This window comes from Mycobacterium sp. NGS68, assembly GCF_059812195.1.
This window is the reverse complement of sequence record NZ_JCALCE010000027.1, coordinates 71,762-85,026: the sequence shown is the minus strand read 5'-3', so window position 1 is coordinate 85,026 and position 13,265 is coordinate 71,762. Positions and strand designations below refer to the sequence as shown.

The window sequence follows — 13,265 nt, the reverse complement described above, 5'->3', positions numbered from 1 at the left end:
GTTTGCTGGACGCGGCCCGCTGCGGTCGTCGTCGATGCCTGGATGCGAAAGCTGCTCGCGGGCTTACCGTTTGAGATTCCGCCGGCCGACGGCTAGGTTGAATACATCAACGCCTGTGCAGCACAGCGTTTTTGGCGTAACACGCCAAAGCGGCACAACGCATATCAAATACATATCTCGCCACGTCCGACGCCCGCCTGCGGCGCGCAGACATTTGAGAACTCTATGAACTCCGTGACAACCCCATATGGGGGTTGGGAGAATTAAGCCAATATGACCGCAATCACGAGCTACGCAGGCACCCAACGGCCACGACAGGCCATCCTCGGACAGTTGCCGCGAATCTATCGACCTGACGGTTCACCGATCCGCGTTTTGCTGGTGGATGACGAGCCGGCGTTGACCAACCTCGTGAAGATGGCGCTGCACTACGAAGGCTGGGACGTCGAGATCGCGCACAACGGACGTGACGCGATCGCCAAGTTCGACAAGGTCGCTCCGGACGTCCTGGTCCTCGACATCATGCTGCCGGACGTGGATGGGCTGCACATTCTGCGGCGGGTGCGCGAGTCCGACGCCTATACCCCCACGCTGTTCCTCACCGCGCGCGATTCGGTCATGGACCGGGTCACCGGGCTCACCGCGGGCGCGGACGACTATATGACCAAGCCGTTCAGCCTGGAAGAGCTGGTCGCGCGGCTGCGCGGATTGCTGCGCCGGTCCAGCCAGACCACGCCGCCGGCGGGCGAATCGCTCAAGCTCGGCGACCTGAAGGTCGACACCGCCAGCCGCGAGGTAACCCGCGGCGGCCAGCCGATCTCGCTGTCGTCGACCGAATTCGAGCTGCTTCGCTTCCTGATGCGCAATCCACGCCGGGCGCTCAGCCGCACCGAAATCCTCGACCGGGTCTGGAACTACGACTTCGCCGGCCGCACCAGCATCGTCGACCTCTACATCTCCTACCTGCGGAAGAAGATCGACTCCGGCCGCGAACCGATGATCCATACCGTTCGCGGAGTTGGATACATGCTGCGACCGCCCGAATAATTACCGTATGAGCGACGACCGGAATACTCCCCGGTGGCTCCCCCGTTCGCTGCGCCGCCAGTTGCTCTTGGGCGTGCTTTTCGTCGTCAGCGCGGTCCTGCTCACGGTCGGCGTGGTCTCCGTGCTGACGCTGCGCGGCTACGTCACCACCATGAACGACGCCGAGGTCGCCAAGTCGCTGCACGCGTTCACCCACTCCTACGATCGGTACCGCAAGGGCGAACACACGCCGGTTCACCCCACCACTCCCCCGATCGCCGAAGCGCTGCTGGAGTTTCCGGGGCAGACGCCGGGCAACATCATCGCCGTGCTGCACGACGGAGTGGTGGTCGGCTCGGCCGTCTTCTCCGAAGACCAGGCACGGCCTGCGCCGCCCGACGTCGTCCGCGCCATCCAGGCGCAGCACTGGGTCGACGGACCGGCGCGCACGCAGAAGCTCGGCAGCCTCGGTTCCTACCGCGTTGACTGCAGCATCGAGGGCTCCGACGTGCTCGTCGTCGGCGTCTCGCTGAACCTCGCCAACCAGATCATCGAGCGCAAGAACATCACCACCACGATCCTCGTGGCGACCGCGCTGGCGATCACGGCGGGGCTCACGGTATGGGTGGTGGGGCTCGCGCTTCGCCCGCTGCGGCGGGTCGCCGCGACCGCGGCCGAGGTCGCGGCGATGCCCCTCACCGGCGACGACCATCGCATCAGCACCCGGGTGGAACCGGAGGACACCGACCCCGACAACGAAGTCGGCATCGTCGGACACACGCTGAACCGACTACTCGACAACGTCGACAGCGCGCTGGCGCACCGCGCCGATTCCGATCTGCGCATGCGCCAGTTCATCACCGACGCCAGCCACGAACTGCGCACCCCGCTGGCGTCGATCCAGGGCTACGCCGAACTGACCCGCCAGGACAGCTCGGCCCTACCCCCCACCACCGAGTACGCGCTGGCCCGCATCGAGTCCGAGGCCCGGCGCATGACGTCGCTGGTGGACTCGCTGCTGCTGCTGTCGCGGTTGGGCGAGGGTGAAGACCTGCAGACCGAAGACGTCGACCTCGCCGACCTCGCCATCACCGCGGTGAACGACGCGTCCGTCTCCGCGCCCACCCACAATTGGGTCAAGGACCTGCCGGACGCACCGGTATGGGTCCGCGGCGACCAGGCCCGCCTGCACCAGGCCGTGAGCAACCTGCTCACCAATGCCCGGGTACACACGCCACCCGGGGTTACTGTCACGACGGGAATCACCCGTCACTATCGCGGCCCCGGCGCGCCCTTCGCCGAACTCACCGTCGACGACGACGGACCCGACATCGACGCCGCGATCCTGCCGCGGCTGTTCCAGCGGTTCGTCCGCGCCGACAAGTCGCGGACCAACGGGTCGGGCAACGGCCTCGGGCTGGCCATCGTGAGCTCGATCGCCAAGGCGCATCACGGCTCGGTCACCGCCGAGTCAGCCAACGGCCGGACCGTGTTCCGGCTGCGGATTCCGCTGATCGACGTCCCCACCAGCGACAACGCGTAGCGGACGGGCACCCGCGGTCAGCCCACGATGAGTTGGCCGATCTTCACCGCGACCAGGGCGGTGGCCACCAGCAGGTAGGCGCGCAGCGCGATCATCCCGGCCAACCGCAGCGGAGTGACGATGGGCCCTTCGAGGTCTTCCAGCGCCGGTGTGCGCCAGGTCGATCGGTCCTGTTCGTGCACCGCCCGACGGTCGGCACGATCGTGCGGCAGCGCCGCTACCTCATCGATGTCAACGGGATCGATGCCGCTGAACGCGGCCCGCACCCGAGCCAGCCGCCGGCGCTTTTCGCGCAACCCCTCGATCCGGTGGTTCCCGTACAGCGCCACACCGCCGGCGACACCCACGGCCGCACCGACCGCGAAGCCCAATTCCATGGTGGCCGTGGACAGATGGGGGAAGATCGTGGCGGCCGTCAGTGCCAGCGACAGCAGCACCAGTACCCAGACGATGGTGCCGGCCACCACGTTCTGCCGGGTGGTGTTCACCCACGGGCCCAGCACCTGCTTGTCGTTGCAGAGCAACACCAGGAACACCGTGGCCGACGGCAGCAGCACTCCGGCGAGGGCCTGCACTCCGAGCGTGAGGGCGCCCAGCACGTAGTCGGGGCTGAACGCGACCGCCGCGGCGACGGCCAACAGCAGCCCGTAGGCCAGGTAGAACGCCGGGGCGTCGGTCAGCTTCCAGTGCAGGGAATGACGGCGCCGGAACGTGTCACCGAGCGCGTAGGTGGTGGCCAGTCCCACCGCGTTCGCACCGATCAGGGAGGAGTCGAGCAACAAGATCGCGAACAACCCGCCGGCGGTAGGGCTGATGTTGTCCCTGAGCGCGGAGGCGACCGAGCCGGCGTCGGTGAAGTTCCCGGCGGCCTCGCTGCCGGCCAACCCGAATGCCGCCGCGATCATGATCGCGGTCGCCCCGAGCGTCACCACCGCAATGCCAATGCGCAGATCCATGCGTTCGTAGTGAATCCAGCGTGGTGTCAGCCGCTTGTCGACCACGTTGGATTGCTGGAAGAACAACTGCCAGGGCGCCACCGTGGTACCGACGATCGCCACGATCAGTAACAGCAGCGTCGAGTTGAGGCCACCCGGGAACGACGGCACCAGCCCGGAAGCGACCTGTCCGGCCTTGGGATGCAGCATCAGAACCAGCGGGAAGACGACCACGTTGACCGCGATGAGGGCGAACAGCAGCCGCTCCCACCGACGAAATGACCCACCGGCGACGACCGCGAACAACAGGATCGCCGCCGACGGCACGGCGACGGCCTTGGGCAACCCGAAATAGCCCAACGCCATTGACACACCGACGAATTCGGTGACGATCGTCAGCGCGTTGACGACGAACAGATCGCCCACGCTGAAGGCGCCCCAGAACTTTCCGAACCGCTCGAAGATCAGCCGCGCGTGCCCGACGCCGGCCACCAGGCCCAGCCGCACCACCATCTCCTGGTTGACGTAGAGCACCGGGATCAGCAGCACCAGTGTCCACAGCAGCGTCATGCCGTAGTTCTGCCCGGCCTGCGCGTAGGTTGCGACGCCGCCGGCGTCGTTGTCGCCGACCATCACGATCAGGCCAGGGCCCATGACCGCCAGCAACAGCCGCAGCCGCTGCCACCGGCTGCGGCCATGCGCGGTTTCGTGCTGGCCGATGCTGCCCAGCGCGCCGTGAATGTCGCCGATGTGCGCAGAATCGAGCACCGCACCCGTCTCTGCGGCCGGCGGGTCCGGCCGGTCGCCGTTGCGCCGTTGGGCGGCGGAGTCCGCCGGCACCGAGTACCGCGCATTCCAGTTGAGAAAACTCATGATTGAACTTCCAAGTCGAGTCGGGTGCGGCGTGTTGTGGCAACGACGCAGGAACGGCGGCGCGCACGCCGGACTTGCCTGCTACGCAACCCTCTTGGGGCGCAACAGGCTAAGGTCGCGACTTACGCAGTCAGCCGGTTGTGAGCAGGCCTGAGAGACAACGTCTTTCGCGCCGGACTGGGGTACGGACTATCACCGAGTGCCATGTCGTCCCCACCTCCTCGCGATCGGATGCGCGCACGCATCGGCCGTCAACGCAACGCAGGTTGTTGGGAGAAGAATCGATCGGGGCGCCCCAAGGGACGACCGAAACACTTCTCTCATCAGAGCTTTGGCACTACGCGACGTATCCCGCCGACACGGCGGGAAGCCACTTTGGGTCATCCCTTGAGCCGGGAAGACCTGTCCTAACCCTGGGCGTCTCTCGACGTCGTCGGATCAGTGGCCTGTATTCGCGCAGAAGCCTCACCTAACGAAGCGCAGGCTCATTAAAGACCCGAACAACGGAGCGCGTCAAGCGGAGAACGGCGATTCGCATCGCTGTCACAGCACCCGTTAAGAAAACGTAAAGGTGGCTGCCAGGGACGTTAGGAAAGCGTCAACCCGCCCGCGCGGGCCGCCGGCCGGATCTAATTTCAAGCTGACTACGCCCGCGACAGCGCCGTGGCCAAGCCGGATGGGAGAAATGATGGGCGTGTTGGTTTACCTCGCGCTGACGCTGGCGGTGTTCGCGCTGCTCGGCCTGATGCAGAAGCTGGTCGAGCGGCTATGAACTACGAAAACGCCATCGGTCTAGCGCTTTCGATCGCTATTGCGCTGTATCTCGTTGGCGCTCTGCTATTTCCGGAGAGGTTCTAGTGAGCACAACGGACTTGACGGCACCCCTCATCTTCCTCGTCGTCCTGGTCGCGGCGCTGGCCCTGGTGCATGTGCCCCTCGGCGACTACATGTATCGGGCATACACGTCGGACAAAGACTCGCGCGTCGAGTCGATGGTCTATCGATTGATCGGCGTCAACTCCCGCTCGGAGCAGACCTGGGGAACCTACGCGCGCAGCGTGCTGGCCTTCTCGGCGGTCAGCGTGATCTTTTTGTTCGTCCTGCAATTGGTGCAGGGCAAGCTGCCGCTGCACCTGCACGACCCCGCGACGAAGATGACTCCGTCCCTGGCCTGGAACACCGCCGTCAGCTTCGTCACCAACACCAACTGGCAGTCCTATTCCGGCGAGTCCACCCAGGGCCACCTGGTCCAGATGGCCGGTTTAGCGGTGCAGAACTTCGTGTCCGCCGCGGTCGGCATGGCCGTCGCCGTGGCCTTGGTGCGCGGGTTTGCCCGCCAGCGCACCAGCGAGCTCGGCAACTTCTGGGTGGACCTGGTGCGCGGCACGCTGCGCATCCTGCTGCCGATCTCCATCCTCGCCGCGGTCGTGCTCGTCGCCGGCGGCGTGATCGAAAACTTTCACCTCAACGACCAGGTCGTGACGACGCTGGCAGGAGGCGGGCAGACCATCACCGGCGGACCGGTCGCCAGCCAGGAATCGATCAAGCTGTTGGGCACCAACGGCGGTGGCTTCTACAACGCCAACTCCGCGCACCCGTTCGAGAACCCCACGGCGTGGACCAACTGGGTGGAGATCTTCCTCCTGCTGGTCATCTCCTTCTCGTTACCACGCACGTTCGGCCGCATGGTGGGCAGCAAGAAGCAGGGTTACGCGATCGCCGCGGTCGTGAGCATCATCGCGGCCATCAGCGTCACGTTCATGATGCTGTTCCAACTGCAGCACCACGGCACCGTCCCGATGGCGGCCGGCGCGGCGAGCGAGGGGGTTGAGCAGCGGCTCGGGGTCGCGAACTCGGCCGTCTTCGCCGACGCCACCACGCTGACCTCCACCGGCGCGGTGGACTCCACCCACGACTCCCTGACCAGCCTCGGTGGCCTGATGACGATGTTCAACATGCAACTCGGTGAGGTCGCGCCGGGCGGCACCGGCTCGGGTCTGTACGGCATCCTGATCCTGGCCGTCATCACGGTGTTTGTCGCAGGGTTGATGGTCGGCCGCACGCCGGAGTACCTCGGCAAGAAGATCACGTCGCTCGAAATAAAGCTGGCGGCAGGCTATTTCCTGGTCACCCCGCTGCTGGTGCTGCTCGGGACAGCCGTCGCGATGGCGCTGCCCGGACAGCGGGACGGCATGGCCAACACCGGGCCGCACGGCCTGTCCGAGGTGCTGTACGCGTTCACCTCCGCGGCCAACAACAACGGCTCCGCCTTCGCGGGCCTGTCGGCCAACACGGACTGGTACAACACCGCGTTGGGCCTGGCGATGCTGTTCGGCCGCTTCCTGCCGATGATCCTGGTGCTGGCGCTGGCCGGTTCGCTGGCCCGCCAGGGTGCGACGCCCGAGTCCAGCGGCACCCTGCCCACCCACCGGCCGCAATTTGTCGGCCTGGTGGTCGGTGTGACGGTCATCCTGGTTGCCCTCACCTTCCTGCCCGCGCTGGCCCTGGGGCCGCTCGCCGAAGGGATCCACTGAGCCATGAATGCCACGGACACCACGATTTCGCCGGTGCGACGGCGCACCAGCCACGTGCCCGGCGACAAGTTGCAGGGCGGCCTGCTCGACCCCGCCCTGCTGCTGAAGTCCCTGCCCGACGCGCTGCGCAAGCTCGACCCCCGCACCCTGTGGCGCAACCCGGTGATGTTCATCGTGGAGATCGGCGCCGTGTGGTCGACGGTGCTCGCATTCGGAGACGACACCTGGTTCAGCTGGCTGACCGTGTTCTGGCTATGGCTGACAGTGCTTTTCGCCAACGTCGCCGAAGCGGTAGCCGAGGGCCGCGGCAAGGCCCAGGCCGATACCCTGCGCAAGTCCAAGGCCGACACCATCGCGCATCGGCTGACGGACTGGGCGCCCGGTCACGCCGGCGCGCCCGAAGATGTCGCGGCGCCGCTGCTGCGACAGGGCGACGTCGTGGTGGTCGTCGCAGGCGAGGTCATCCCCGGCGATGGCGACGTCGTGGAAGGCATTGCGTCGGTGGACGAATCGGCCATCACGGGCGAATCGGCACCCGTGATCCGGGAATCCGGCGGCGACCGCTCGGCGGTGACGGGCGGGACCACCGTGCTCTCGGATCGCATCGTGGTCCGGATCACCCAAAAGCCTGGCGAGAGCTTCGTGGACCGGATGATCGCGCTCGTCGAGGGCGCCAACCGGCAGAAGACGCCCAACGAGCTCGCGCTCAACATCCTGCTCGCGGCCCTGACGATCATCTTCGTGTTCGCCGTGGCGACGCTGCAGCCGCTGGCGATCTACTCCAAGGCCGGCAACCCCGGCGTGCCGGACACGTCGGCCCTGGGCGCCGCCGGCATCAGCGGCATCGTCCTGGTGGCCCTGCTGGTGTGCCTGATCCCCACCACGATCGGCGCGCTGCTGTCGGCCATCGGCATCGCCGGCATGGACCGCCTGGTGCAACGCAACGTGCTGGCCATGTCCGGCCGCGCGGTCGAAGCCGCCGGCGACGTCAACACCCTGCTGCTGGACAAGACGGGAACGATCACGCTGGGCAATCGCCAAGCGTCAGAGTTCATTCCGCTCTCCAGGGTGACCCACGGCGAGCTCGCCGACGCCGCGCAGCTGTCCAGCCTCGCCGACGAAACCCCCGAGGGCCGTTCGGTCGTCGTCTACGCCAAGGACGCGTACGGCCTGCGGGCGCGGACCCCGGGCGAGCTCGCCAACGCGACCTGGGTCGAATTCAGTGCGACCACCCGGATGTCCGGAGTCGACGTCGACGGGCGCCAGCTCCGCAAGGGCGCGGCCAACTCGGTCGCCGAGTGGGTGCGCGCCCACGGGGGCACCGTTCCCGCCGAGTTGGGCGAGATCGTCGACGGCATCTCCGCCGCCGGCGGCACCCCGCTGGTCGTGGGCCAGGTCATCGGCCTCGACGGGGTGGAGAAAGCGGACGTGCTCGGCGTCATCCACCTCAAAGACGTGGTGAAGCAGGGTATGCGCGACCGATTCGACGCGATGCGGCTGATGGGCATCCGGACGGTGATGATCACCGGCGACAACCCGTTGACCGCCAAGGCAATCGCCGAGGAGGCGGGGGTCGACGACTTCCTCGCCGAGGCGACGCCGGAGGACAAGCTGATGCTGATCAAGCGCGAACAGCAGGGCGGGCGCCTGGTGGCCATGACCGGCGACGGCACCAACGACGCCCCCGCGCTGGCGCAGGCCGACGTCGGCGTGGCGATGAACACCGGTACATCGGCGGCCAAAGAGGCCGGAAACATGGTGGACCTGGACTCCGACCCCACCAAGCTGATCGAAATCGTGGAAATCGGCAAGCAGTTGCTGATCACCCGCGGGGCACTGACGACGTTCTCCATCGCCAACGACATCGCCAAGTATTTCGCGATCATCCCCGCCATGTTCGTGACGCTGTTCCCCGGTCTGGACCTGCTCAACGTGATGCGATTGCACAGTCCGCAGTCGGCGATCCTGTCCGCGGTGATCTTCAACGCGATCGTCATCGTCGCGCTGATTCCGTTGGCGCTGAGGGGCGTTCGGTACACGCCCAGCCGGGCCTCGAAGCTGCTCAGCCGCAACCTCGGAATCTACGGACTCGGTGGCATCGTCGCACCTTTCATTGGAATCAAACTCATCGACCTGCTGGTCCAACTGCTCCCGGGAATGGCGTGAGATGCACTACACCAACATAATTCGCCAACACTGGGCCGCCCTGCGCGCGCTGCTCGTGCTCACCGTGATCCTCGGCCTGGGCTACCCGCTGCTCATCTGGCTGCTTGCCCTGGTGCCCGGATTGCACGACAAGGCGGAGGGGTCGATCGTGACCGCCGCCGGGAAGCAGGTCGGCAGCAGGCTGATCGGGCAATCGTTCACCGACTCGTCGGGCAACCCGCTGCCGCAGTATTTCCAGAGCCGGCCCTCGGTGGCGGGCACGGGGTACGACCCGTTGTCCAGCGGCGGCAGCAACCTGGGGCCCGAAAGCATCGTCGACGCGCCGTCCAAGCCGAGCCTGCTGACGTCGGTGTGTGCGCGCAGTGCGGCCGTCGCGCGGCTCGAAGGCCTGGGCGCAGAGGCCGGGTCGCGGCCGTTCTGCACCGGCGGCGGCGTCGGCGCGGTGCTGTCGGTGATCGGCCCGCGTGATGCACGGGGTTACATCGCGCACCCGGCCAGGGTGGTGAGCATCAACGAGCCGTGCACGACGACGCCTGAGCCATTCCTGGCCTTCTACGAGGGAGTTCGGGTCACATGCGCGAAGGCCGGCGAGGACTATGCGAGCGGTCAGCTCGTGCCGATTCACGGGGCCGCTTCGGACAAGCCCTGGGTTCCGGCGGACGCCGTGACGGCCAGCGCCAGCGGCCTGGACCCCGACATCTCCCCGGCCTACGCCGACCTCCAGATCGCGCGAGTGGCCAAGGCGCGGCACATCACACCGGACCAGGTTCGGGCGATGGTTGCGGCCAACCGACACGGTCGTGTGCTCGGGTTCTTCGGTGAGCCGACGGTCAATGTCGTGACGCTGAACCTGCAACTCGACCAGCGGTACCCGGTCACCGGCTAGGTCACGGTGGATGATGGTTGACGTGACCGACGACGTCAGCCTGCAGGCCCAACACCCCAAGCGCGGGGAACTGCGCATCTACCTGGGTGCGGCGCCGGGCGTCGGCAAGACGTACGCGATGCTCGGCGAGGCCCACCGCCGCCTGGAACGGGGCACGGACGTGGTGGCCGCCGTCATCGAAACCCACGGCCGCCACAAGACCGCCGAGTTGCTGGACGGCATCGAGGTCATTCCGCCGCGCTGGATCGAGTACCGCGGTGGCAGCTTCGCCGAGCTTGACGTTCCCGCGGTGCTGGCGCGCCGCCCGCAGGTGGTGCTGGTCGACGAGCTCGCCCACACCAATACCCCGGGCAGCACCAACCAAAAGCGTTGGCAGGACGTCGAAGAACTGCTGGACGCGGGCATCACGGTGATCTCCACCGTCAATATCCAGCATCTCGAGAGCCTCAACGACGTCGTCGCACAGATCACGGGGATCGAGCAGAAGGAGACGATTCCGGATTCCATCGTGCGCGAGGCCGCGCAGGTCGAACTCATCGATATCACCCCCGAGGCGTTGCGGCGCAGGCTGTCCCACGGCAACGTCTATGCGCCGGATCGGATCGACGCCGCCCTGTCCAACTACTTCCGTCGCGGAAACCTCACCGCGCTAAGGGAACTGGCGCTGTTGTGGTTGGCCGACCAGGTGGATACCGCGCTGGCAAAATACCGCGCGGAGAACAAGATCACCGACATGTGGGAGGCCCGCGAGCGGGTGGTGGTCGCGGTCACTGGCGGCGCGGAATCGGAGACGTTGATACGGCGCGCATCCCGGATCGCGTCGAAATCCAGCGCCGAGCTGATGGTGGTGCACGTGCTGCGCGGCGACGGCCTCGCCGGCCTGTCGGCGGCCCGGCTCAGCAAGATTCGCGAGCTGGCGGGCAGCCTGGACGCTTCCTTGCATACCGTCGTCGGCGACGATATCGCAACGGCCCTGCTCGATTTCGCCCGCGAGATGAACGCCACCCAGTTGGTGGTCGGCACGTCCCGGCGGTCGCGCTGGGCGCGCGTTTTCGAGGAGGGCATCGGCCCCACCATCGTGCAGCGCTCCGGCAAGATCGACGTGCACCTGGTCACCCACGAGGAAGCCAAGCGAGGCTTTCGGGTGGCGTCACTCGGGCCCGGTCAGCGACGCGTCGCGTCCTGGCTGGCGGCGCTGGTCATCCCGTCCGCCATCTGCGCCGTCACGGTGAGCCTGCTGGACCCGTACCTGGACACCGGCGGCGAGAGCGCCCTGTTCTTCGTCGGGGTGTTGTTGGTCGGCCTGTTGGGAGGCGTTGCCCCGGCGGTGCTTTCGGCGGTGCTGTCCGGGATGCTGTTGAACTACTTCCTGATCGCGCCGCGGCACAGCTTTACCATCGCCGAACCCAACAGCGCGGTGACCGAGCTGGTGCTGCTACTGATCGCGGTGGCGGTCGCGGTCCTCGTCGACGGCGCGGCCAAACGCACCCGCGAGGCCCGGCTCGCCTCGCAGGAGGCGGAGCTGCTGACGCTGTTCGCGGGCTCGGTGCTGCGCGGTGCCGATCTCGAGACGCTGCTCGAGCGGGTGCGCGAGACCTATTCGCAGCGCGCAGTCAGCCTGCTGCGGGAGGTCGGCGAAGACCGGCACCAGACCGACGTCGTCGCCTCCGCCGGCCACGAGCCTTGCCGGACCGTCGATTCCGCGGATACGGCGATCGAGGTGGGCGACGACGAATTTTGGCTGCTGTTGGCGGGCAGGAAGCTTTCCGCGCGGGACCGCCGGGTGCTGGGCGCGGTCGCCAACCAGGCGGCGGGGCTGGTCCGGCAGCGCGAGCTGGCGCTGGAAGCCAGCCAGACGGAGGCGATCAAGCGGGCCGACGAGCTGCGCCGGTCGCTGCTGTCGGCGGTCAGTCACGACCTGCGCACGCCCCTCGCGGCCGCCAAGGTCTCGGTGTCCAGCCTGCGCGCCGACGACGTCGCGTTCTCGGCCGAGGACACCGCCGAATTGCTGGCCGCCATCGAGGAATCCATCGACCAGCTCACCGCGCTGGTGGGAAACCTGCTCGACTCGTCGCGCCTGGCCGCCGGTGCCATCCGTCCGGAGCTGCAACGGGTGTACCTGGAAGAGACCATGCAGCGCGCATTGGTCAGCATCGGCAAAGGCGCCACCGGTTTCTATCGATCCGCGATCGACCGCGTCAAGGTGGACGTCGGCGACGCCGTGGTGCTGGCCGACGCGGGTCTACTCGAACGGGTCTTCGCCAACCTGATCGACAACGCGCTGCGCTACGCGCCCAACTGCGTGGTCCGGGTCAATGCGGGGCGGGTGGGCGACCGGGTCCTGATCAACGTCATCGACGAGGGGCCCGGAATCCCTACCGGGGCCGAGGATCAGATCTTCGAGGCCTTCCAGCGACTGGGCGATCATGACAACAACACGGGTGTCGGCCTGGGAATGTCGGTTGCGCGTGGTTTTGTGGAGGCCATGGGCGGCACCATTACGGCCGGCGATACGCCGGGTGGTGGGCTGACCGTGGTGGTGGACCTGGAGGCCCCATGACCCGTGTGTTGGTGATCGACGACGAGCCGCACATCCTGCGCGCGCTGAAGATCAATTTGTCCGTGCGGGGCTACGAGGTCGTGACCGCGTCGACGGGTGCGGGGGCGCTGCGGGCCGCGGCCGAGCACCGGCCCGACGTCGTCATCCTGGACCTCGGCCTGCCCGATATCTCGGGCATCGAGGTGCTCGGCGGGTTGCGGGGCTGGCTCACGGCGCCCGTGATCGTGCTGTCGGCGCGCGCCGATTCATCGGACAAGGTCGAGGCGTTGGATGCCGGCGCCGACGACTACGTCACGAAACCGTTTGGGATGGACGAGTTTCTGGCCCGGCTGCGGGCCGCGGTCCGCCGCAATGCCGCGTCCTCCGAAGTGGAGCATCCGGTGATCGAAACCGACGCGTTCACAGTCGATCTCGCCGCCAAGAAGGTGCTCAAGGACGGGGCCGAGGTGCACCTGACGCCGACGGAGTGGGGCATGCTTGAGGTGCTGGTGCGCAACCGGGGCAAGCTGGTCGGTCGCGAAGAGCTGCTCAAGGAGGTATGGGGTCCCGCCTATGCGACCGAAACCCATTACCTGCGGGTGTATCTGGCGCAGTTGCGGCGAAAGCTCGAGGACGACCCGTCGCACCCCAAGCATCTGCTGACCGAATCGGGCATGGGGTATCGGTTCGAGGGATGAGGGTGTCGCGCGGTGTCGCGCGGTGTCGCGCGGTGTCGCGCGTCTCACCCGTCACTCCAGCCACG

The 13,265-nt window shown here is 67.1% G+C and carries 10 protein-coding genes and 1 riboswitch; of the genes, 9 read left to right on the top strand and 1 reads right to left on the bottom strand.

Annotated features, from left to right (window positions below):
* The first annotated feature begins 273 nt into the window (after positions 1 to 273).
* Both AC5Y5V_RS24005 and AC5Y5V_RS24000 read left to right on the top strand, forming a co-directional pair.
* Positions 274 to 1,047, top strand: a complete 774-nt coding sequence (locus AC5Y5V_RS24005) for a response regulator transcription factor (protein WP_499940414.1) — start codon at positions 274 to 276, stop codon at positions 1,045 to 1,047.
* 7 nt (positions 1,048 to 1,054) lie between these two features.
* Positions 1,055 to 2,569: a sensor histidine kinase gene (locus AC5Y5V_RS24000; RefSeq protein ID WP_499940413.1), complete on the top strand. Its 1,515-nt coding sequence runs from the start codon at positions 1,055 to 1,057 to the stop codon at positions 2,567 to 2,569.
* A gap of 17 nt (positions 2,570 to 2,586) precedes the next feature.
* On the opposite strand, the gene AC5Y5V_RS23995 is transcribed toward AC5Y5V_RS24000, so the two are convergent.
* A complete protein-coding gene (locus tag AC5Y5V_RS23995; RefSeq protein ID WP_499940412.1) occupies positions 2,587 to 4,377 on the bottom strand; it encodes an NRAMP family divalent metal transporter in 1,791 nt (596 codons plus the stop codon).
* Between the two features lie 308 nt (positions 4,378 to 4,685).
* A riboswitch (M-box (ykoK) riboswitch) is annotated at positions 4,686 to 4,861 on the bottom strand.
* Between the two features lie 192 nt (positions 4,862 to 5,053).
* Between AC5Y5V_RS23995 and AC5Y5V_RS23990 the strand changes: the two genes are divergently transcribed.
* From AC5Y5V_RS23990 to AC5Y5V_RS23960, 7 genes are read left to right on the top strand one after another with little or no spacing between them, the layout of a single operon-like run.
* Positions 5,054 to 5,149, top strand: coding sequence for a potassium-transporting ATPase (locus tag AC5Y5V_RS23990; RefSeq protein WP_499940411.1), 96 nt, complete (start codon positions 5,054 to 5,056; stop codon positions 5,147 to 5,149).
* On the top strand, positions 5,146 to 5,235 hold the full coding sequence (locus AC5Y5V_RS23985; protein ID WP_499940410.1) for a potassium-transporting ATPase subunit F: 90 nt from the start codon (positions 5,146 to 5,148) through the stop codon (positions 5,233 to 5,235). The genes AC5Y5V_RS23990 and AC5Y5V_RS23985 overlap by 4 nt, the downstream gene beginning before the upstream one ends.
* Positions 5,235 to 6,911: a potassium-transporting ATPase subunit KdpA gene (kdpA, locus tag AC5Y5V_RS23980; RefSeq protein ID WP_499940409.1), complete on the top strand. Its 1,677-nt coding sequence runs from the start codon at positions 5,235 to 5,237 to the stop codon at positions 6,909 to 6,911. The genes AC5Y5V_RS23985 and kdpA overlap by 1 nt, the downstream gene beginning before the upstream one ends.
* A gap of 3 nt (positions 6,912 to 6,914) precedes the next feature.
* Entirely contained in the window at positions 6,915 to 9,077 is a 2,163-nt protein-coding gene (kdpB, locus tag AC5Y5V_RS23975) for a potassium-transporting ATPase subunit KdpB (RefSeq protein ID WP_499940408.1), read from the top strand.
* Between the two features lies 1 nt (position 9,078).
* Positions 9,079 to 9,963, top strand: coding sequence for a potassium-transporting ATPase subunit C (locus AC5Y5V_RS23970; protein WP_499940407.1), 885 nt, complete (start codon positions 9,079 to 9,081; stop codon positions 9,961 to 9,963).
* A 10-nt stretch (positions 9,964 to 9,973) separates the two neighbouring features.
* Positions 9,974 to 12,523, top strand: a complete 2,550-nt coding sequence (locus AC5Y5V_RS23965; protein WP_499940406.1) for a DUF4118 domain-containing protein — start codon at positions 9,974 to 9,976, stop codon at positions 12,521 to 12,523.
* The gene (locus AC5Y5V_RS23960; RefSeq protein WP_499940405.1) at positions 12,520 to 13,200 is read left to right on the top strand and encodes a response regulator; all 681 of its coding nucleotides are present in this window, start codon (positions 12,520 to 12,522) and stop codon (positions 13,198 to 13,200) included. Before AC5Y5V_RS23965 ends, AC5Y5V_RS23960 begins: the two co-directional genes overlap by 4 nt.
* The last annotated feature ends 65 nt before the right edge of the window (positions 13,201 to 13,265 follow it).